Here is a 22045-nt window from a genome sequence, read left to right as displayed (position 1 = left end):
TAGAACCTCAGAACCTCAGAACCTCAGAACCTCAAAAGAAATGACCTTTTCCGAAGAAAATTATCTAAAATCTATATATCACTTAACGGCGGCTTTAGAAACTGAAGTGAGCACGAATGCCATTGCGGAAATCATGGAGACAAAAGCTTCTTCTGTAACCGATATGCTTAAAAAGTTGGCCGACAAAGATTTAGTAAATTATAAAAAATACCAAGGTGTTTCGTTAACCGAAAACGGAAAACTGGCTGCCAAAATGATTGTTAGAAAACATCGTTTATGGGAAGTGTTTTTGGTAGAGAAACTAAATTTCAGCTGGGATGAAGTTCACGATATTGCGGAGCAGTTAGAACATATCAAATCCGAACAGTTAATTAACCGTTTAGATGATTTTCTGGGAAATCCAACAGAAGACCCACATGGTGATCCAATTCCGGATGCTAACGGCCGAATTATTAAAATTGAGAAACAACTGCTTTCTGAATTATCAGAAAATCAAACCGGAGTTTGTGTGGGCGTAAAAGATACTTCTTCAGAGTTCCTTAAATATCTGGATAAACAAGGAATCGCTTTGGGTTCAAAAATTGAATTCCTTTCTAAAGAATCTTTCGATTTATCCGTAAAAATTAAGGTTGATGGAAAGGAATTATCCATTTCTAATAAAATTGCTTCTAATCTTTTTGTAAAGTTGGTTTAGCGATTTATTTCGCAGAGATTCACGAAGAAGTTTCGCAAAGATAAACTAAGATTATCTTTTGTCTGACTGAGCGAAGTCGAAGTCCCGCAAAGTGATTCAGCAAATGGGGCTTCGACTTCGCTCAGCCTGACAAATCAGATATATATTCCTAAAAATAGTATTTAAACAATCCCCTTGTCAATCATTTCAAGCATCACCGGAGAAGCATTTTTAAATGTAGGCGGCTGTTCGATAATACTTCCAGCGTTCTTTTTATTTACTTTAAAAGTAACGTCATTATCTGTTGTAAACAAAAGTGCGGTTAGAAACGGTTTCTTGATGTAAGAGCCTAAAACCAATAAAGCTTCATCTAAAGTGTGAATACTCTCGATTTCTTCTGTTTTATAGCGAGTCATTAATGAAATAGAGAAAGTATTATCTTCATTCAAAACCAATCTGAAATAAATATTTTTGATTTCGGTGTCGCCCATAGTTTTAGCCAAAGTCAGTTTTGCGAAAGTTCCAGCTTGAATACTTTCTTTAACTCGTTCACAAAAAAGGGCAAATATCGGTTCGTACATTTTTTTTAAGTTGCTAAGGTTCTGAGATCCTGAGATCCTGAGATTCTAAGTTTTTATAATCTTTGTCTATTATTTTGCGCAAAGATTTCGCAAAGTTACACAAAGATTATATAAATTTTCTTTGTGAACCTCTGTGCTATCTCCGCGCAACTTTGTGGAATAACTTATTTTCCTGTAAATTCAGCTTTACGTTTTTCTAAAAATGCTGTAGTTCCTTCTTTAAAATCTTCAGTTCCGAAACATTTTCCAAATGATTTTATTTCAGTATCGAATCCGTTTTTACCGTCTTCAAAATTAGCATTGATTGCTTTAATCGCTTTAGCAATCGCAAACGGAGCATTTTTAATGATTTTTTGAGCAATTACGTTTGTAAACGATAAAAGTTCTTCTTGTGGCACTACATGATTTACTAAACCGTATCGTTTTGCTTCTTCTGCAGAAATCATCGCAGCGGTCATAATCATTTCCATTGCACGACCTTTTCCAACTAATTGCGGTAAACGCTGTGTTCCTCCGTAACCCGGAATTAATCCTAAAGTTACTTCCGGTAATCCCATTTTTGCATTGTCTGAAGCTACTCTAAAATGACACGCCATTGCTAACTCTAATCCTCCGCCTAAAGCGAAACCATTAACAGCCGCAATAACTGGCTTTTTAAGGTTTTCGATATAATCAAATAATAATTCCTGACCTTCGGCTGCTAATTGTGCGCCTTCAACAACTGTATAATTTGCAAATTCCGAAATATCGGCTCCGGCTACAAAAGCTTTTTCTCCGCTTCCGGTTAAAATAATAACACGAACATCGTCACTTTTCCCTAATAGCTTAATGGCATTACTCAAATCGCTAATTGTCGATTTGTTTAAAGCATTCAGTTTTGTCGGTCTGTTTATAGTAATTGTAGCAACCTTTTCCTCAATAGAAATTAATATATTTTCGTAGTTCATGACGATGAATTTAAGAGTTTGTAATAGGTAAAGAAACTCTAAACGTGGTTCCTTTTCCGTAAGTTGATTCAAAGGTAATTGTTCCTTTGTAATTTTCTATAATGTTTTTGATAATTCCGAGTCCGAGTCCCATACCACTGGTTTTGGTAGTAAATTTTGGTTCGAAGATTCTGCCGATATCTTGTTTTTGAATTCCGATTCCGTTGTCTTTTACCGCAATTTCGACATTGTTATTTCGTCTTTTTACCGTAACCACAATTGATTTTTGAAACTGACTTTCGGGAATTGCCTGCGTTGCGTTTTTAACCAAATTGGTAATAACACGAATCAATTGTGTACGATCCATTTTCGAAATAATTTCTTCTTCATCGCTTTCAAAAGAAATATATTCTTCGTTGAAAATATCCAAAGCCAATTCAACAACCTCAACTACATTTAAGGTTTCGTTTTGCTGTGCCGGCATGGAAGCAAAGTTTGAAAATGCCGAAGCCACCGCCGTCATCGTATCAATCTGCTGAATTAAGGTTTCAGAGTAATCGTTCATTTTCTGCTTTACATCAGGATCATTCGGATCAAACTTTCTTTGGAAACTCTGAACCGTTAATCGCATTGGCGTAAGCGGATTTTTAATTTCGTGTGCAACCTGTTTCGCCATTTCGCGCCAAGCTTCTTCACGTTCACTTTGTGCCAATTTAATCGCACTGGTTTCCAGTTTATCCACCATTCCGTTATAAGCTTTTATCAGGAAGTTGACTTCTTTACTGTTGGCTTCTAAAACAATTTTCTCGTTTTTCTGATCTAAATTCGTTTCTTCTAAACGATCTGAAATGGTTTTTAGAGATTTTGTGATATACGTTGAAAGGAAATACGCCAAGGCAAAAGCCACAATCAACATAAAAGAATATACCTGACTTAGACGAATCAGGAAAGTATTCAACTCATTATCGTAATAACCGTCGTCTTCTAAATACGGAAGATTTAAGATTCCGAGTGGTTTGAATTTTTCGTCTTTAATTAAACTGTATGAAGATCTGTTTTTGACTCCGTCGATAGTTTTTATGTCTACAAAACGTTTTTCAATGGAAGAACGAACCAGTTTTAAAATATATTCCGGAATTGGCGGTGCAATTTTGTCAACTGCGAAAGACTCTTTAGATGATTTTAAAAGTTTCCCGTCAAGGCTGTAAATGTTGATTTCAATTTTGTGAATCTGTGCTAACTCATGGATTTTGTCTTTAAAGATTAAATCTAAATTTTGAGTTTTTAGCGGATACGTTGTAGTGGAAAGCACATAATTGATGTGCTCTTTTACTGCATTTTCTTTTCGTTCTAGTCTTTCTTGGTGATATTCTTTGGCTTCGGTTTTAAACTGAATAATCGAAATCGAAGCCAATAAAAAAGATGCTACAACAATCAATACAATCATCGACAGGAAAATCCTGGTACGAAGTGAGAGCATTGTCATTTTAATGTTTAGCATGTTCTTTTTGTTTTTTCGCCACGAATTTCACGAATTTACACTAATTCTTTTTTTTGCCACAGATTAAAAGGATTTAAATGATTTTTTTAATCCTCATAATCCATTTAATCTGTGGCAAATATTACAAAAAGAAATTCGTGAAAATTCGTGAAATTCGTGGCAAACTCTTTTTATTTTTTTTCTCGTATACGCTTGTAAAATCGGAATCCAAGCATTATCAAAACCGAGAATAATATAATTCCGATTACGCCGAAAATCCAATTGACGGCACTTTTTAAAACTACTAAAAAGACCACGGCAAATAGAATAATTGTTGCACCTTCATTCCATAAACGCATAAAATTATTCGAATATTTTACCTCATCGTTTTGCAATTGTTTAAAAATTTGATGGCATTTTCCGTGATATAAATATAAAAGAAAAACGAAACATAATTTTACGTGCATCCAAGATTGTGCGAGCCAAATGTGTCCTGCATCTGTAAAAAACAGCATCCAAAAAGCAAAAATGCTCGCCAAAACCGCCGACGGCCATGTAATAATGTACCACAAACGGTAGGCCATTATTTTGTATTGAGCCTGTAGAATTTCTTTTTCGGGAGATGGTTTTTCATTGGCTTCGATTTGGTAAACAAACAAACGCACAATATAAAACAAACCTGCAAACCAAGTGATCACAAATATAAGATGCAGTGATTTTAGATAGTTGTAGTATTCCATTTATTATTTTGTTTCAGGTTTCAAGTTTCAGGTTTCTTTACAGTTGATAAAAACCTGAAACTTGAAACTAAAATTTATTTAGCCCAATCATTAATCCAATTAGAAACCGTCTGGCACCATTCATCGTCATCATTTAAACATGGAACTGCCAGGAATTCTTCACCTCCATTTTTCTCAAAATCTTCTTTGGCGCGCATGGCGATTTCCTCTAAAGTTTCTAAACAATCTGAAACGAAAGCCGGAGTAACAACTGCTAATTTCTTAATTCCTTTTGCCGGCATATTATCAATTTCGACATCAGTATAAGGCTCTAACCATTTATCTCCCGCTAAACGTGATTGAAATGTTAGACTGTATTTATCCGCAGGAAGGCCCAATAATTTCACAACTTGTCTTGTTGTTTCGTAACATTGATGACGGTAGCAAAAATCATGCGCCGGAGATGGCGTGTTACAGCATGAACCGTCAATTTTGCAATGTGATTTTGTAATGTCGGTTTTGCGAATGTGACGCTCCGGAATTCCGTGATAAGAAAACAACAAATGATCGTATTCAAATCCAACTAAATGTTTTTGAATTGAATCGGCTAAATTCTTGATGTAATCGGGTTTATTGTAAAATGCCGGAACATCTGTAAAAGTCATGTGAGGAAACTTCTTCTTGCGAATTTCTTCTGCTTTCACTAAAATAGTCAAAGTCGAAGCCATTGCATATTGCGGATATAAAGGAAAAAGCATTACATCCGTAACTCCTTTATCGCTTAATTCCTGAAGTCCTTTTTCGATGGTCATACTTCCGTAACGCATTGCCAGAGAAACTGGAACATTTACAAGAGGCTGCACTTTTTTCTGCATTCTTTCTGAAAGAACAACTAATGGAGAACCTTCTTCCCACCAAATTTTCGCATAAGCGTGCGCTGATTCTTCTGGTCTTTTTCTTAAAATAATACCACGAACTAATAATGCTCTCAATAAATACGGAACGTCGATCACGTATTTATCCATTAAAAATTCATCTAAATAAGGTTTTACATCTTTTGTTGTTGGACTATCGGGAGATCCTAGATTTACTAATAATACGCCTTTCATTATTTTTTTTCTTTAGGCTTTAAGCATTAGGCTTTAAGCTTTTATTTGTTTTTTTTAAATTTCGTCAAAAGTAGAATTTACTGCTTTTTAGAAATATGATAATTATTACTTTTTAATTATTGTGGAATATCTAAAATTGATTTGTTCGTGTAATGGCCCACAGATTTTACTGATTTAGCAGATTTTAATTTGTGCTAATTCGTGATCCCGATAGCTATCGGGAGTGGCGAAAACTTAAACATTCGCATTAATCGACATTAAATATTTTTTTGGAGTCGTGGCAAACTTTTTCTTAAAAGCTGCTATAAAGTGACTTCCGGTGCTGTAGCCAATTTTAAGCCCCACTTCGTTTACGTTATAAGAACCACTGTCTAAAAGTTTTCGGGCGAAATCCATTTTATAATCAAACAGAAAACCGTAAACTGTATCGCCGTAAATTTGTTTGAAACCCATTTTGAGTTTCTTTAAATTTAAACCAATTTCATCTGCCAGTTCTTGCAATCCCGGAGGTTCTGCCATATTGGCGATTATAATTTCTTTGGCTTTTCTGATTTTTAGAACGTTATCTTCATCAATCAAAAACGGACATTGTTCTGCATTTGGATCTTCGGTTCTGTTAAAATACAAACTCAACAATTCGTATCCTTTTCCTTTATAATAAAGGTTTTTTATGGATGGATGAAGGTTGTAATGAAACAGCTGACTTAACACAATAGCCATAGAAGGACTAATATTTCCTTCGTTATAATATTTTTTGTCCTTATTATCAGGACTTAAAAAAGTAATATAATCGGCTTCGGCAGAAAACAACGCGTGAAATTTTTTGATGGAAACAATTACCGAAATCACCCACGAGTTTGGAGCCAATTCTAAATTAAGAGGCAATTCTTTCTGCGGATTGTATAAAAGCAGCGATTTTTCTTCTTTCAATTCTAAAGCATAATTGCCTTGATTGAACAAAAATTTAGCATTGCCTTTTATACCAAAGTGAAACTGTATCAGGCCTGTACCTATTTCATGCTGTGCATAAAAAGGCTCCGGACCATCATTTTGAAAACGGATCAGCGTAAAGTCGTCTTCAATTTTTATAACTTCTTGAGAACTCATAGCGATATTTTTTTGAAACTAAAATCAAAAGAAAAGCAAAATGTTATTTAGAATGACTCTAAACAAATCATTTCTAACAAGTTGATTTTGCTACAAAAGTACTTCTTTTTGAATAAAATGAGACGTTTAGAATCAAAAAATCATGTAGCGATACAAAAAGCACTTTTAGCGTTACTTTTATAAACAGTATAGTAATAATTTTGTTGCACTTTATGAAAGTGAATTTATGGAAAACAATAATGTACCGAAACACCTTTATTTTTATTCAGTTGGTCTGAGTTATAAAAAAGCTGATGCAGAGGTCAGAGGTCAATTTAGTTTGGATGCCGTTGCGAAGACTCGTTTATTGGAACAAGCTAAAAATGATGGAATAGAAAGTTTACTAGTTACTTCAACCTGCAACAGAACCGAGATCTACGGTTTTGCAGAACATCCATTTCAATTAATCAAACTTATCTGCGACAACAGCAATGGTTCTGTTGATGCTTTTCAAAGAGTAGGTTTCGTTTATAAAAATCAAGAAGCAATTAATCATTTATTTCGCGTAGGAACTGGTTTAGACAGTCAGATCCTGGGCGATTTTGAAATTATATCACAAATTAAAACCAGTTTTGCTCATTCAAAATCAATGGGATTGGCCAATACTTTTATGGAAAGATTGGTAAATGCGGTAATTCAGGCAAGCAAAAGAATTAAAAACGAAACGGAGATCAGCTCTGGGGCTACTTCGGTTTCTTTTGCATCGGTACAATATATTCTTAAAAATGTTGAAGACATCAGTAACAAAAACATTTTACTTTTTGGAACTGGAAAAATTGGAAGAAATACTTGTGAGAATTTAGTAAAACATACTAAAAACGAACACATTACTTTAATCAACAGAACTAAAGATAAAGCTGAGAAACTGGCTGGAAAATTAAATCTGATTGTTAAAGATTATTCTGAATTACACTTAGAACTTCAAAATGCCGATGTTGTGGTTGTAGCAACCGGTGCGCAAAACCCAACGGTTGACAAAGCAATTTTAAATCTTAAAAAGCCTTTGTTGATTCTGGATTTGTCTATTCCGAAAAACGTTCACGAAAATGTAGAGGAATTAGAAGGCGTAACTTTAATTCACATGGATTATTTGTCTCAATTGACAGATGAAACTTTGGAAAACAGAAAATTACATATTCCGGCAGCAGAAGCAATTATTGAAGAAATCAAAGAGGAATTCGTTATCTGGATGAAAGGCCGAAAATTTGCGCCAACAATTAATGCTTTAAAAGAAAAACTAAACGCGATTAAAGTTTCGGAGTTAGATTTCCAAAGCAAAAAGATCGCTGATTTTAATGAAGCGCAAGCAGAAATCATCAGCAATAGAATCATCCAAAAAATCACTACTCATTTCGCAAATCATTTAAAAGACGACGACACCATGGTTGATGAAAGCATCGAATGGATCGAAAAAGTCTTCAAAATAAAAGCATCTTAAATAAATTTTAAACCATATAAGTTATATAAGTTCATTTAATAAACTGCTGTTTTACACAAACTGCTTAAATTTACTTATATAACTTATATGGTTCAAAAAACAAAACATGGCTGAAAAAACAATCAGAATTGGAACTCGTGACAGCGAATTAGCACTTTGGCAGGCACATACTGTCGAGAAAAAACTAAATGATTTAGGTTATAAAACTTCGATTGTTGCTGTTAAATCTCAAGGTGATATTATTTTGGATAAACCGCTTTATGAACTCGGTATTACCGGAATTTTCACTAAAACGCTTGACATTGCCATGATCAATGGTGATATTGATATTGCGGTGCATTCCATGAAAGATGTTCCAACAGCTTTACCAAAAGGAATTGTTCAGGCTGCGGTTTTACCAAGAGCCAATGTTCTGGATATTTTAGTTCATAAAGGAAATCCTGATTTTGATAATAAACCAAGTACAATTGCAACTGGAAGTTTACGTCGCCAAGCACAATGGTTTAACAAATACCCAAATCATACGGTAGTTGATTTACGCGGAAACGTAAATACGCGCATGCAAAAACTAAAAGACAATGATTGGGACGGAGCTGTTTTTGCTGCTGCAGGTTTAGAGCGAATTAACTTAAAACCTGAAAACTACATCAATTTAGACTGGATGATTCCCGCGCCGGCACAAGGAGCAATGCTTGTTGTAGCAATGGAAAACGACAATTATACATTGGATGCACTTTCACAGTTAAATGATATCGAAACTGAAATTTGTACATATATCGAACGTCAGTTTTTAAGAACGCTGGAAGGCGGTTGTACAGCACCAATTGGAGCTTTGGTAACGTATAATGAAGACGAAGACACACTGCATTTTCAAGGCGTTTTACTTTCTATTGATGGAAAACAAAAATTGGAAATCAATAAAACGGTTGGTATTTCAGAATGGAAAAAATTAGGTTTTCATTCGGCGCAGGAGATTTTAAATAATGGCGGAACAGAATTAATGCAGAAGATTAAAGAATCCCTGAAAAAATAATGGCAAAATCAACTCAGATATTATCTACGAAAATATTATCTCCTCTTCAAAAACAAGAGTTGACAAAAGCCGGCATCGAAGTAATCGAAGCCGATTTCATTAAAACCGAAAACAAACCTTTCGAACTTAAAAACCTCAACGAAAGTTTAATATTTACAAGCCAGAATGCTGTTCACAGCGTTTTATCAAACCCAAAATCAGAAGAACTTAAAAGTAAAAACGTTTATTGCGTTGGCTTAAAAACAAAAATCCTTTTATCTGAAAACGGATTTAATGTTGTGGCTTATACGGGTTATGCTTCAGATTTAGCAGAAATTATCACTTTGATTTATCGTAATGAAAGCTATACTTTTTTCAGCGGAAACCTGAGAAGAGATACTTTGCCAAGCGCTTTAAAAGAAGCCGGAATAAAACTGAACGAAATTCAGGTTTACGAAACTTCATTACAGCCTCAAAAAATAAAATCTCCAGTTGACGCTATCTTATTTTTTAGTCCGTCTGGTGTTGAGAGTTATTTAAAGGATAATTCAATTAAAAAAGAAACTTGTTTCTGTATCGGAGAAACCACCGCAGAAGCTTTACATAAAATTACAAAAAACATCATTATTGCAGATCAGCCAACAGTTGAAGACGTTTTAGAAGATGTTTTACAAGAATATAAATAAAAACCTTTGCAACTTTGTCACTTTGTGACTTTGAACCTAAAATAAAAAACATGTTAAAAAACGACCTATTTTTAAAAGCATTAAAAGGAGAAACTGTTCAACGTCCGCCAGTATGGATGATGCGTCAAGCTGGAAGATATTTACCGGAATTTATCGAATTGCGTGATAAATACGATTTCTTCACACGTTGTCAGACTCCGGAATTAGCTGCCGAAATCACGGTTCAGCCAATTCGCAGAATTGCTCCCGATGCAGCTATTTTATTCTCGGATATTTTAGTTGTGCCACAGGCAATGGGAATCGAAGTTTTAATGAAAGAAAATATTGGTCCGTTTGTTCCAAATCCGATTCGTTCTATGGCAGATGTTCACAGAGTTTACGTTCCGGATATTCAGGAAAGTCTTGGTTATGTAATGGATGCCATTAAATTGACTAAAGAAATGCTAAATGACGAAGTGCCATTAATTGGTTTCGCTGGTTCGCCTTGGACAATTTTATGTTATGCTGTTGAAGGAAGAGGTTCTAAAAGTTTTGATATGGCAAAAGGATTCTGCTTTTCAAATCCGGCCGCAGCACATACTTTGTTACAAAAAATTACAGACACCACGATTTTATACTTAAAAGAAAAAGTAAAAGCGGGAGTTAATGCCGTTCAAATTTTTGATTCTTGGGGAGGAATGCTTTCTCCTGTTGATTATCAGGAATTTTCATGGAAATATATCAACCAAATTGTTGAAGCTTTGGCAGATGTTGCCCCAGTTATTGTTTTCGGAAAAGGATGCTGGTTCGCTCTTGGTGAAATGGGAAAAAGCCGTGCTTCTGCTCTTGGTGTAGACTGGACTTGTTTGGCTAGAAATGCTCGTTATTTGTCTGGTGGAAACATCACTTTACAAGGAAATTTTGATCCGTCAAGATTGCTATCTCCAATTCCGACAATTAAAAAAATGGTTCATGAAATGATCGATGAGTTCGGAAAAGATAAATATATCGTAAATTTAGGTCACGGAATTTTACCAAACATACCTGTAGATCACGCAAAAGCGTTTATTGACGCGGTTAAAGAATATGGGCAATAGTGTTCAGTATACAATTTTTAGTATTCAGTTTCTATACTAGATAAAACTATATAAAGTTCCGAAGGAACGATTCATATTGTAGCCCCGGATTTCAATCCGGGGTTTTCAAATAATATCAAATCATTCAGATTTAGAAAACACAAACATGTTAAACAAAGGTTTAAGAGACGAAGAAAAAATCAGAATTGATAACGTCCTCAAGACGTTACGAACCCTCATTTTTGTACCTTATCCTTTGAGTCATTTACAAAAATCAGATATCGAAAATCAATTAAAAGAGTTTGGACTAAATATTCAAACATTAATCGATTACTCCAATGAAGAATTAATTACCTTATTAACCCGTCTTCATTTTGACTGGGAACAATTAGAACAATTTGGTGATATTTTAATAGAATTCTCAAAAGAAGAAAACTATAATTTTAAAGATAAAGCTTTGGCTCTTTATCAATATATTCAGCAGGAAAGCAAGGTTTTTTCTTTTGGAATAAATGCTAAAATTGCTTCTCTAAAAAACAAATAAAGATGAGTTTTACAGATTGGAAAACAGACCGAATTGAAAACATTCTTCCTGAAGAGTTCTATAAACTAATTGACAAGAATAAAAATCACATTGGACAAACTTTTCCTGTAACTCTAATTAATTCTGATTCTCTTGAAAAAACACAGGATTTTATATCTGTCAGCTTGGATAAAGAGAAAAATAATGAGGGATACTATTTCTACGCGCGAGATATAAAAACTAATAATCTGATTGGTTATTTATGTGTAAAAAGTATTGATTATCGCATTTCAAAATGTGAATTAGGTTATTTTATTGATGAAGATTTTCAAGGAAAAGGAATTACATCCAAAATGGTTTCTGATGCATTAGACTTTTGTTTTAATAAATTGGAAATGAATAAAGTCTTCATTTGTACTTCAGAAGTAAATTTAGCAAGTCAACAAATTGCATTAAAACATAATTTTAAACAAGAAGGAATTTTAAGGGACGAATTTAGAAACGGTAATGGCGAATTGCAAAATTCTGTTTATTTCGGATTACTTAAAGCAGAATACAATCAACATGAAAGATAAATTTTACGCATACATACAACAATTACAAGATCAAATCTGTGCCGGATTAGAAGCTGTTGACGGAACTGCAAAATTCCGTGAAGATCTTTGGACACGTCCTGAAGGCGGAGGCGGAAGAACGCGTGTTATTGAAAACGGTGCTGTTTTTGAAAAAGGCGGTGTAAACATTTCAGCCGTTCACGGAAAACTTCCTGAAACCATGCAAAAGATGTTTGGCGTAGGCGAAGCCGATTTTTTTGCCTGCGGATTGAGTTTGGTTATTCATCCCCAAAACCCGATGACGCCAACGGTACATGCTAATTGGCGTTATTTTGAAATGTATGATGAGTCTGGAAATGTAATTGAACAATGGTTTGGCGGCGGACAGGATTTAACGCCTTATTATTTGTTTGAAGAAGATGCAAAACACTTTCATCAAACTTGTAAAACGGCTTGCGACAAACACAATCCAGAGTTTTATCCGAAATATAAAAAACAATGCGATTCGTATTTCTGGAATGCACACCGAAATGAAGCCCGCGGAATTGGCGGTTTATTCTTTGATTATTGCAAAGCAAATGAACAAATGTCGATGGAAAACTGGTACAATTTTGTAACCGAAGTCGGAAATAGTTTCCTTGAAGCTTATGTGCCAATTGTGGAAAGAAGAAAGAATTTAGCATATACTCCAGAAAACAAAACCTGGCAGGAAATACGCCGAGGCCGTTATGTGGAGTTCAATTTAGTTCATGATAAAGGAACTTTGTTTGGTTTAAAAACAAACGGACGAATTGAAAGTATTCTGATGAGTCTTCCTCCACATGTACAATGGGTTTATGATCATCATGCAGAAGCCGGAAGCGAAGAAGAGAAACTGGTAAATGTTTTAGAAAATCAGCGAGAATGGATCTAAAAATGATTTATATAACGTTTTTTGTCAGCGTTTTTGGGTGTTTTGCCCAAAAGGATTCGCTGCAAAATCCGTATTTTAAATCATATAATGATAAAATTACCGCCAGTATATATTATTTAGATACTTCTAATAGTTTTCAAATTGCTTCGGATGCTCAGGAACCCAAAACATTTTTTAATCTTATTCCGAATCGAAGAGAACAGATTGGTTTAAGTTTAAATTATAAGATCATTGATATTTCGGTTGGTTTTGCGCCCAAATTTCTAGAAGGAAATAAAGGCGATTCTCATTCCAAGCATTTTAATTTTAATACACGTTTTTACTATAAAAAATGGATGCAGTCGTTCACTTTCATCAATCAAAAAGGATTTTATGTTAGTGATGATAATTTAACGGCACAACTACCAAGAATGCGTACTACGAAAATTGGCGGAACGACATCTTATGTTTTTAATGATAAGTTCTCTTTTAAAACATTGATAAGCCAAAACGAATGGCAGACTAAAAGTTCCGGAAGTTTTATCCCGACTTTCTCCTTTTATTACACCAATATAGATTTAAATGCTCCCGACACAACGCCGGGCGACATTTATGTATTTACACTGGCACCTTCTTACTTCTATAATTTTGTAATTAGTGATCGCATTTTGATTGGTGCAGGAGTTGCTCTGGGTGCCGGAATTAATGATATTGACGGAGATACCTCAGCTTTATATCAGGCAGATTTAAATTTAAAACTGGCTTATAATAATGACCGTTTCTTTGGTTATGCAAGTCTTAATTCGGTTAGTTTTTCTCAGGATGATAAAGTCGATCCGCGGCTTAACGATAATATTGCCACTTTAAAACTTTCTCTGGGTTATCGATTTGATCCTCCAAAAGAAGTGAAAAAGGTTTATGATAAAGTAAATGATAAAATAGGTTTGTAATGTTTAATCTAAAATAAGAAATTATGGAAAAGGTGAACGTAGAACAATTAAACCGCATGAATTCCGGAAAAGGATTTATTGCAGCATTAGATCAAAGCGGCGGCAGCACACCAAAGGCATTATCGCAATATGGTGTTGAAGAAAGCAGTTACACAAATGATGAAGAAATGTACACTCTTGTACATGAAATGAGAACCAGGATTATTAAAAGTCCGGCTTTTGACAGCCAATATATTCTGGGTGCCATTTTGTTTGAAAATACGATGGATCGCAAAATCGACGGAATATGGACTGCCGATTATTTGTGGGAGAAGAAAAACATAGTTCCATTTCTAAAAGTCGACAAAGGACTTGCTGATCTTGCAAATGGAGTTCAATTAATGAAACCAATTTCAAATCTGGATGAATTGTTGGATCGAGCTGTAGAACGAAGTGTTTTTGGAACTAAAATGCGTTCTGTTATTAAAGAAGCAAACGCCGTTGGAATTCGTGAAATCGTGGAACAGCAATTTGAAGTAGGGAAACAAATCTTTGCAAAAGGACTTATCCCAATTATAGAACCTGAAGTTGATATTTACAGCGCAGACAAACAAAAGTCAGAACAGATTCTTAAAGAAGAAATTCAAAAACAACTTAACGCATTAGATCAAAATGTAAAAGTGATGCTGAAATTATCTATTCCAACTGTAAATGACTTTTACAAGGAACTAATATCTGATCCGCATGTTGTGCGAGTTGTGGCTTTGTCCGGCGGATATGGTCAGGAAGAAGCCAATGAAAAGCTTTCGCAAAACCACGGATTAATTGCAAGTTTCTCACGCGCATTGTCTGAAGGACTTTTTGCCAATCAATCTGATGATGTTTTTAATACCAAATTAGAGAAGACCATTAAAGGAATTTATGAAGCTTCAATAACATAAGTAAGTCGAAAGTTTAAAGTCGTAAAGTCAAAAGTATTGACAATCAATTAATAAAAATCAAAAAATAAGATTGCAGAAAAATCTAAAATCTGCATTCTAAAATCTAAAATTCAAAAACAATGTTCCCATTACAAAGAAACCGTCGTTTAAGAACAAACGAATCAATTCGTTCCTTAGTTCGTGAAACTAGCTTAAGTCCACAAGATTTTATGCTTCCAATGTTTGTTGCCGAAGGAAAAGACATCAAATCTGCTATTCCGTCAATGCCTGGAATTTATCGTCATTCATTAGACAATACGATTAAAGAAGTAAAAGAAGCCTGGGATTTAGGAATTAAAGCGGTAAACATCTACGTAAAAGTAAGCGATAACTTAAAAGACAATAAAGGTACAGAAGCCTGGAGTAAAGACGGTTTAATGCAGCAAACTATCCGTGCGATAAAAGATGCTGTTCCGGAAATGATTGTAATGCCAGATGTGGCTTTAGATCCGTATTCTATTTACGGACACGACGGAATTATCGAAAACGGTCAATTAATTAATGATGCAACTGTTGATGCTTTAACTCGTATGAGTTTAAGCCATGCAGATGCTGGTGCAGATTTCGTTGCGCCAAGCGACATGATGGATGGACGCGTTTTGGCGATAAGAAAAGCATTGGAACAAAACGGACATCACAATGTTGGAATCATGAGTTATAGCGCTAAATATGCTTCGGCATTTTACGGACCATTTCGTGATGCTTTAGATTCTGCTCCGGTTGATTCACAAAATATCCCAAAAGATAAAAAGACGTATCAAATGGATTATGCTAACCGAATTGAAGGAATTCGTGAAGCTTTATTAGATGTTGAAGAAGGTGCGGATATCGTTATGGTAAAACCGGGAATTGCGTATTTAGACATTGTTCGTGAGGTAAAAAATGCCGTTCATGTACCGGTTGCAGTTTATCAAGTATCTGGTGAGTACGCTATGGTAAAGGCCGCAGCCGAAAGAGGATGGTTAGACCACGATAAAATCATGATAGAGCAACTTTATTGCATTAAGCGTGCGGGTGCGAGTATTATCTCAACTTATTTTGCAAAAGAAGCTTCAATACTTTTAAATAAATAAAATGAAAAAAGTATTATTCTTATCTGCCGTTTTAGCATTTGCATCGTGTAAAAAAGAAGTTTCAGAAAGTACAGACCAAACTACAGAAGCCTATTCTGAAGGAGAATCCGCGAAAGCCAAAACACCCGAAGCTTTAGGAAAAGAAATTTTTGAAGGAAGAGGAAACTGTACTTCATGTCATCAGCCGGATCAAAAAGTTATTGGACCAAGCATTAAGGAAATTGCCAAAATCTATAAAGACAAAAAAGGTGATATCCCTACTTTCTTAAAAGGAAATGCAGATCCAATTGTTGATCCGAGTCAGTTTTCGGTAATGCAGACTAATTTTGGAGTAACCAAAGCAATGTCTGACGAAGAATTAAAAGCAATTGAAACTTACATTTACAGTCATTTAAGCAATTAATGTTTTACTGTTGACATACTGTTGTCACTACTTGATTATAGATTTGAAGTTCAAATCAAAATTTAAGTAAAATGGATATTCAAAAGTTTAACATTATTGGAATTTCAGTTAGAACCACTAATGAAAATGGGCAGTCGGGACAGGATATTCCTGCGCTTTGGAACCAATTTTTCTCAGAAGGAATTACTGAAAAAATTGCGAATAAGTTAAGTAACGATATTATCTGTGTTTACACAGATTACGAAAAGGATCATACAAAACCTTATACAACCGTTTTAGGTTTTGCAGTAGAAAGTTTAGATTCGGTTCCGGAAGGCTTGACTGGAAAAACAATTGAAGGTCGCCATTATGAAAAATTTACTGCCAAAGGAAATCTGGCAAATGGTGTTGTTTATGATGAATGGCTGAAAATCTGGGATTCGGGTTTAAACAGAATCTTTACTTCTGATTTTGAAGTTTATGGAGAAAAAACCCTAGATAGTGAAAATGCAGAAGTAGATATTTTCATTGCTATTCAATAATAGAAATAAAAAAACGGCGCTGAATCAGCGCCGTTTTCTATTTATGAGATTACCAGATTTTTACTCGTTTCTCTGGACTTACAAACATTTTATCTCCATTTTTAATACCGAAAGCTTCATAAAAAGCATCAACATTTTGAATTGGAACATAAGCTCTGTACATTCCCGGCGAATGCGGATCTGTTTTTACTTGGTTTTTAATCGCTTCGTCTCTAGACTTAGTTCTCCAAACGGTTGCCCAAGAAATAAAGAAACGCTGCTCTGGAGTAAATCCGTCAATTAATCCCGGATTTCCGTGCGCTTTCAAATACAATTGCAAACCATCATAAGCTGCATTGATTCCGCCTAAGTCACCAATATTTTCACCTAAAGTAAATTTACCATCCACATGAATTCCCGGTAACGGCTCTAAAGCACTGTATTGATCTGCCAATTCAGAACCTAATTTTGTAAATTGCTCTAAATCCTGAGGTGTCCACCAGTCAACAAGATTTCCTTCAGCATTGTAACGTGCACCAGAATCATCAAACCCGTGTGAAATTTCGTGACCAATAACCGCTCCAATTCCACCATAATTTACAGCTTCGTCAGCTTGGTAATTGTAAAATGGCGGCTGTAAGATCGCAGCTGGGAATACAATTTCATTATAAGATGGATTGTAATATGCATTTACCGTTTGCGGAGACATTCCCCACTCTGTTTTATCAACCGGTTTGCTCAATTTTGCAATACCTTTCTTGAAATTCCAAATAGATAAGCTTTTTGAATTCTCAAAATAACTTCCGCCTTCAGCAATGTTTTTAATTTGAAGTGCCGAATAATCTTTCCATTTATCAGGATAACCAACTTTTATGGTTATTTTGTTTAGTTTTTCAATAGCTTTTGCCTTTGTATCTTTAGACATCCATGTTAAATTGTTAATACGGTTTTGGTACGCCGTAATAACATTATGAATCATATCGACGGCTTTGGCTTTTGCTTCAGCAGGAAATACTTTTTCTACATACAATTTACCAAGTGCTTCACCAATTCCGCGGTTTACAACTTGCAAAGCTTTTTCTTCTCTCGGTAATTGTTTTACAGCTCCTCTTAACGTTTTACTATAAAAATCAAAATTAGCAGTTTCAATATCCGTTGATAATTTTGTAGAAGAAGAATTTAGTAAATCCCATTTCAGATATTCTTTCCATTGTGCTACTTTATTTTCAGTAAATACAGTTTGTAAAGCTTTCATGTATTTTGGCTCAATAACCACTACAGTATCTAATTTCGCCAAACCAATTCCCGCAAAATAAGTATCCCATTTTATAGCCGGAGTTAATTTTTGAAGTTCAGCAACCGTCATTGGGTTATATTGCAAACGGCTGTCTCTGCTTTCAACGCGGTCTAATCTTGGTTTTGATAATTCAGTTTCAAAAGCCAGAATTTCTTTAGCGCTTTGTTTTGCTTTCTCTGGAGTTTCTCCAATAAACTGAAGCATTCTTGCTACGTGAAGTTCGTATTTCGCACGTTTTTCTTTAGAATCTTTATCTTCTGAAGTGTAATAATCTTTATCAGGAAGTCCTAATTGACTTACTGCAAGACTTACTGAATTTTTAGAACTGTTTTTTTCATCGGCTCCAATATAAATTCCGAAGAATCCAGAACCTCCTTCAGGTTCCATTTCAACCAAAAACTTTTGAAGATCTGCCACATTTTTAATGGCATCAATCTTTTTCAAATACGGTTTCAAAGGATTAATTCCTGCTTTGTTTCTTCCAACAGTATCTAAAACAGTCAGGAATAAGTTAACAGCTTTTCCCTGATCCGTATCTGATTTATACTTTGGATTTTTTGATGCATCTTTTAAAATAGACATTACATCTTTGTCTGTTTTTTTAATCAATTCATTAAAACTTCCCCAAGTGGTACGATCGCTTGGAATTTCTGTCTGGCTTAACCAAGTTCCGTTTACATATTGGAAAAAATCTTGGCTCGGACTAATTTTGGTATTCATGTATGATACATTGATACCAGGTTCTTTTGCTGCAGTGGTTTGCGCTTCGATTGCTGTAAAAGAAAGCATTGCAGAAAAAGCACAAAACAAAGGTTTAGTAAGTTGTTTTTTCATTTATAAATGTGTTTCGAGTGTATACACAAACATATCGTTAAAATTTGTAACTCTATGTTAAAATTTATGCAATAATAATGTGTAAGTATTCTTCTATAACATTTTAATGGAAACCATCGATTATTTTCATGAATTAAAACCTTGTTTTTCACTGTTTATTGAAATTGTTTTTGGAATATTTGCTTAAAGATTTAAAGTCAAAATGAGAGCAAAAATCCAGAATGCCGTTTCAGGAAAAATTGAAGCTATTGGTTTACCTATTATGGCTTTATGCTGGGTAAGCTTTTTTTGGGGAACAACGTGGTTAGCTTCAAAAGAAGGTGTTAAGCATATGCCAGCATTGCAATTGGCCACAATTCGTCAGTTTTTGGGCGGACTTATTTATGTGGGATATTTTTTACTGAAAAAAGAGCCTTGGCCAAAAGGAAAACAATGGCGTACGATTCTTGTTTTGAGTTTTTTGAATTTTGTTTGCAGCAACGGATTGAGTACCTGGGGCGTGAAATATATGACAAGCGGATTGGGCGCGATCATTAGTGCACTTTTCCCAATTTGGATTATTATCATTAATTTTTTTAATGGAGAACGAATTGCAAAAATGGCTTTGTTTGGAATTCTAATCAGCTTTGGGGGAATTTGTATTATTTTCATCGATTATATTGCCGATTTTTTAAGACCTGATTTTCAATTCGGAATTATTTTAATGACGGCGTCAACGATTACGTGGGCTTTTGGAATTTTACAAACCAAGAAAAAAGCGGCTAGTTTCAATCCGTATTTTAGTTTGGGACTGCAGATGCTGATTTCAAGTGTATTTCTTTTTGGAATTACAGAATCGACCGGAGTTAATATTCCGCTGAGCGAAATCCCTTCAGAATCCTGGTGGGCAATCGGTTACTTGGTAATAATTGGTTCGGTTTTAACTTTCATTGCTTTTATTTATACGCTGCAGCATCTTCCAACAGAAATCAGCAGTATTTATGTTTACATCAATCCAATTGTTGCAATGATTTTGGGGTCGATTATTTTTGGCGAAACGCTTACGCAGGCTATTGCGATTGGTTCAGCCGTAACTTTAACGGGATTGTATATGGTGAATAAATCTATTCGAAAGCCTAAGAATTAAGATACTGTAAGAGATAGTACGCGGATGACACGGATTCGCTTTGCGAAAACGCGGATTTGCACGGATTTTTTATTTTTATTAGCTTGAAAAAATTGGCGGTTTACTTTGTTGTCATTCGACTTCGCTCAGGATAATAGCATTGTGTTTAAACCTTTGGATTCATACTATCTATAAAAATCAGCATAAATCCGCGTTTTCGCAAAGCGAATCCGTGTCATCCGCGTATCATTTCACAATCCCGTCGTAAAAAAGCTCTTTTGCATTGTAGGTTCTCTGTTAAAAAGCATTAAAATTGTGACTTTTAAAATGCTCTTTTCGTATTTTTGCGCCAAATTATTTTTATGAAATCGCTTCTTTATAAATACCGCAAATTCTTTATTGTATTAATTGTATTTTCTGTAGTCACTATATCTTTATTTTATTCGGCTTTAAAGCCACAAAAAACACTTCCGATATATAATCCTGCTGATGTAAATCCGGAATTGGTTGACAGTACGATTCAGTACAAAAGTAAATATCACACGATTGCCGATTTTTCGTTCATAAACCAAAACGGAGATACCATTACCCAAAAAAATTACGAAGGGAAAATTTATGTTGCCGATTTCTTCTTTACAACCTGCGGATCAATCTGCCCAAAAATGTCAACCAATCTGGCTGATGTTCAAAAAGCAGTTCTGAACAATCCAAAAGTAATGCTGCTTTCTCATACTGTTTTTCCAGAAGTTGACAGTGTTTCGGTTTTGAAAGCTTATGCGGTAAAATATGGAGTTGTAGACAGCAAATGGAATTTGGTTACCGGAGATAAAAAAGAGATTTATACTATGGCCAGAAAATCTTACCTGGCTGTAAAATTAGGACGCCCAGATCAGTTGTATGATATGGTTCATACAGAGAATTTTGTTTTGGTGGATCAAAAAAGACGCGTTCGCGGATTTTATGACGGAACAAAAAAGGAAGATATCACCAGATTATTAGAAGACATAGATTTCTTATCAAAAGAGTAAAATACCTTATTTTTAGAAAGATTTAGCATTTTCAAACCTTATTATTACCATGAGGTAAAGATTTATTGCCTATTTTTGCAATCTAAATTCAATCTAAATAAGCTTTGCAAAATACTATCCATACCTTGAAAAAAGGCGATAAAGCCATTATCAAAGATTTTGATATCGATTTGATTCCTTTAAAATTATTAGAGATGGGTTGTTTGCCTGGCAGCTTGGTCGAATTACTTCAAATTGCTCCTTTTGGAGATCCTTTATATTTAGATATTAACGGTTCGCATGTTGCTATTCGTGTTGAAACTGCTCGTGAAATTGAAGTTGAACTTTTACAAAACAATTTATAATGAGCGTTCAGAATATCAATGTTGCCCTTATTGGAAATCCTAACGTAGGTAAAACTTCTGTTTTTAATCAGCTTACAGGTTTAAATCAACAAGTTGGAAATTATCCGGGAATCACGGTTGAGAAAAAAATCGGGTTCTGCAAATTGCCGAACAACGTAAAAGCCAACATTCTGGATTTACCCGGAACGTATAGTCTGAACGCAAGTTCGATGGACGAAAGCGTGGTAATTGAACTTTTACTAAACAAAAACGACAAATTATATCCAGACGTTGCTGTTGTGGTAACCGATGTTGAAAATCTAAAAAGAAACTTACTGATTTTTACGCAGATAAAAGATCTTGAAATTCCAACGATCTTAGTTATTAATATGTCTGACCGTATGGCGAGCAAAGGAATTTCTCTGGATATTCCGCTTTTAGAAGAAAAACTAAAAACCAAAATTGCTTTAGTAAGTTCGCGCAAAGGTTTAGGAATTGAAAACTTAAAAGAACTAATTGTTTCTTATAAAACCGTTCCGCACGAACCTTGCTTAAATGCATCCGTAATTGATCCTGAATATTTTGAAAAACTGCAGCATGCATTTCCAAACCAATTAATGTACAAATTGTGGCTGGTAATTACGCAGGATGTTAATTTCTCCCATTTAGACCGAAATGAAATTCGAAATACTTTTACCAAATCACATTCAGAATTAAAGCGCTTGCAGCAAAAGGAAACCATCAAAAGATATCAGTTTATAAATGATGTTTTAAAAGAA

At 34.7% G+C, this 22045-nt stretch carries 24 protein-coding genes; 17 read left to right on the top strand and 7 right to left on the bottom strand.

The genetic code is table 11. The features are described from left to right. The first annotated feature begins 40 nt into the window (after nt 1–40). Nucleotides 41–694: a metal-dependent transcriptional regulator gene (locus tag B3C18_RS13470; protein WP_053473135.1), complete on the top strand. Its 654-nt coding sequence runs from the start codon at nt 41–43 to the stop codon at nt 692–694. Nucleotides 695–855: 161 nt separating this feature from the next. Here B3C18_RS13470 and B3C18_RS13465 read toward each other — a convergent pair whose 3' ends face one another. The 6 genes from B3C18_RS13465 to B3C18_RS13440 all read right to left on the bottom strand — a co-directional run bounded on the left by B3C18_RS13465 (nt 856) and on the right by B3C18_RS13440 (nt 6595). Further along, nucleotides 856–1254 (bottom strand): hypothetical protein, encoded by a 399-nt coding sequence (locus tag B3C18_RS13465; RefSeq protein WP_291147602.1) that lies wholly within the window; start codon nt 1252–1254, stop codon nt 856–858. Nucleotides 1255–1418: 164 nt separating this feature from the next. Beyond that, nucleotides 1419–2201 (bottom strand): enoyl-CoA hydratase/isomerase family protein, encoded by a 783-nt coding sequence (locus B3C18_RS13460; protein WP_291147600.1) that lies wholly within the window; start codon nt 2199–2201, stop codon nt 1419–1421. Nucleotides 2202–2211: 10 nt separating this feature from the next. After that, on the bottom strand, nt 2212–3627 hold the full coding sequence (locus tag B3C18_RS13455; RefSeq protein WP_053473138.1) for a sensor histidine kinase: 1416 nt from the start codon (nt 3625–3627) through the stop codon (nt 2212–2214). A 224-nt stretch (nt 3628–3851) separates the two neighbouring features. Continuing rightward, nucleotides 3852–4400, bottom strand: coding sequence for a CopD family protein (locus B3C18_RS13450; RefSeq protein WP_291147598.1), 549 nt, complete (start codon nt 4398–4400; stop codon nt 3852–3854). Nucleotides 4401–4474: 74 nt separating this feature from the next. Next, nucleotides 4475–5488 (bottom strand): ferrochelatase, encoded by a 1014-nt coding sequence (hemH, locus tag B3C18_RS13445; RefSeq protein WP_291147596.1) that lies wholly within the window; start codon nt 5486–5488, stop codon nt 4475–4477. A 234-nt stretch (nt 5489–5722) separates the two neighbouring features. After that, on the bottom strand, nt 5723–6595 hold the full coding sequence (locus tag B3C18_RS13440; protein ID WP_053473141.1) for a helix-turn-helix domain-containing protein: 873 nt from the start codon (nt 6593–6595) through the stop codon (nt 5723–5725). Nucleotides 6596–6821: 226 nt separating this feature from the next. On the opposite strand from B3C18_RS13440, the gene hemA reads away from it, so the two are divergent. The 12 genes from hemA (at nt 6822) to B3C18_RS13380 (ending at nt 16700) form a co-directional block, all read left to right on the top strand. Further along, nucleotides 6822–8072, top strand: coding sequence for a glutamyl-tRNA reductase (gene hemA / locus B3C18_RS13435; protein ID WP_291147593.1), 1251 nt, complete (start codon nt 6822–6824; stop codon nt 8070–8072). Nucleotides 8073–8178: 106 nt separating this feature from the next. Beyond that, nucleotides 8179–9105, top strand: a complete 927-nt coding sequence (hemC, locus tag B3C18_RS13430; RefSeq protein ID WP_291147591.1) for a hydroxymethylbilane synthase — start codon at nt 8179–8181, stop codon at nt 9103–9105. Next, on the top strand, nt 9105–9770 hold the full coding sequence (locus tag B3C18_RS13425; protein ID WP_291147589.1) for a uroporphyrinogen-III synthase: 666 nt from the start codon (nt 9105–9107) through the stop codon (nt 9768–9770). Before hemC ends, B3C18_RS13425 begins: the two co-directional genes overlap by 1 nt. A 50-nt stretch (nt 9771–9820) precedes the next feature. Continuing rightward, nucleotides 9821–10846, top strand: coding sequence for a uroporphyrinogen decarboxylase (hemE, locus tag B3C18_RS13420; protein ID WP_291147587.1), 1026 nt, complete (start codon nt 9821–9823; stop codon nt 10844–10846). Between the two features lie 145 nt (nt 10847–10991). After that, nucleotides 10992–11369, top strand: a complete 378-nt coding sequence (locus B3C18_RS13415; protein ID WP_291147585.1) for a hypothetical protein — start codon at nt 10992–10994, stop codon at nt 11367–11369. A gap of 2 nt (nt 11370–11371) precedes the next feature. Further along, a complete protein-coding gene (locus B3C18_RS13410; RefSeq protein WP_291147583.1) occupies nt 11372–11923 on the top strand; it encodes a GNAT family N-acetyltransferase in 552 nt (183 codons plus the stop codon). After that, nucleotides 11913–12815, top strand: coding sequence for an oxygen-dependent coproporphyrinogen oxidase (gene hemF, locus B3C18_RS13405; RefSeq protein ID WP_291147581.1), 903 nt, complete (start codon nt 11913–11915; stop codon nt 12813–12815). The genes B3C18_RS13410 and hemF overlap by 11 nt, the downstream gene beginning before the upstream one ends. Before the next feature lie 2 nt (nt 12816–12817). Continuing rightward, nucleotides 12818–13744, top strand: a complete 927-nt coding sequence (locus B3C18_RS13400; RefSeq protein ID WP_291147579.1) for a DUF4421 family protein — start codon at nt 12818–12820, stop codon at nt 13742–13744. A 32-nt stretch (nt 13745–13776) separates the two neighbouring features. Beyond that, a complete protein-coding gene (locus B3C18_RS13395) occupies nt 13777–14664 on the top strand; it encodes a fructose bisphosphate aldolase (RefSeq protein ID WP_291147849.1) in 888 nt (295 codons plus the stop codon). A gap of 119 nt (nt 14665–14783) precedes the next feature. Beyond that, nucleotides 14784–15776 (top strand): porphobilinogen synthase, encoded by a 993-nt coding sequence (gene hemB, locus B3C18_RS13390; protein WP_291147577.1) that lies wholly within the window; start codon nt 14784–14786, stop codon nt 15774–15776. Between the two features lies 1 nt (nt 15777). Continuing rightward, nucleotides 15778–16179: a c-type cytochrome gene (locus B3C18_RS13385; RefSeq protein ID WP_291147575.1), complete on the top strand. Its 402-nt coding sequence runs from the start codon at nt 15778–15780 to the stop codon at nt 16177–16179. A 71-nt stretch (nt 16180–16250) separates the two neighbouring features. After that, entirely contained in the window at nt 16251–16700 is a 450-nt protein-coding gene (locus B3C18_RS13380; RefSeq protein WP_291147573.1) for a GyrI-like domain-containing protein, read from the top strand. Nucleotides 16701–16749: 49 nt separating this feature from the next. Here the strand turns inward: B3C18_RS13380 and B3C18_RS13375 are convergent, their stop codons facing one another. Then, the gene (locus B3C18_RS13375; protein WP_291147572.1) at nt 16750–18810 is read right to left on the bottom strand and encodes a M13 family metallopeptidase; all 2061 of its coding nucleotides are present in this window, start codon (nt 18808–18810) and stop codon (nt 16750–16752) included. A gap of 202 nt (nt 18811–19012) precedes the next feature. Here B3C18_RS13375 and B3C18_RS13370 point away from each other — a divergent pair, with 202 nt between their 5' ends. The 4 genes from B3C18_RS13370 to B3C18_RS13355 all read left to right on the top strand — a co-directional run. Further along, nucleotides 19013–19936, top strand: a complete 924-nt coding sequence (locus B3C18_RS13370) for a DMT family transporter (RefSeq protein WP_291147570.1) — start codon at nt 19013–19015, stop codon at nt 19934–19936. 341 nt (nt 19937–20277) lie between these two features. After that, nucleotides 20278–20943 (top strand): SCO family protein, encoded by a 666-nt coding sequence (locus B3C18_RS13365; protein WP_056207346.1) that lies wholly within the window; start codon nt 20278–20280, stop codon nt 20941–20943. Between the two features lie 104 nt (nt 20944–21047). After that, nucleotides 21048–21287, top strand: coding sequence for a FeoA family protein (locus B3C18_RS13360; protein WP_291147565.1), 240 nt, complete (start codon nt 21048–21050; stop codon nt 21285–21287). Beyond that, a partial coding sequence (locus B3C18_RS13355) for a FeoB small GTPase domain-containing protein (RefSeq protein WP_291147563.1) occupies nt 21287–22045 on the top strand: 759 nt, incomplete at its 3' end. The genes B3C18_RS13360 and B3C18_RS13355, both read left to right, overlap by 1 nt.

The sequence above is a fragment of the Flavobacterium sp. UBA7680 genome (assembly GCF_002482975.1).
Lineage (GTDB): Bacteria > Bacteroidota > Bacteroidia > Flavobacteriales > Flavobacteriaceae > Flavobacterium.
The sequence above is the reverse complement of the archived record's forward strand: the minus strand, read 5'-3'. Positions and strand labels throughout refer to the sequence as shown.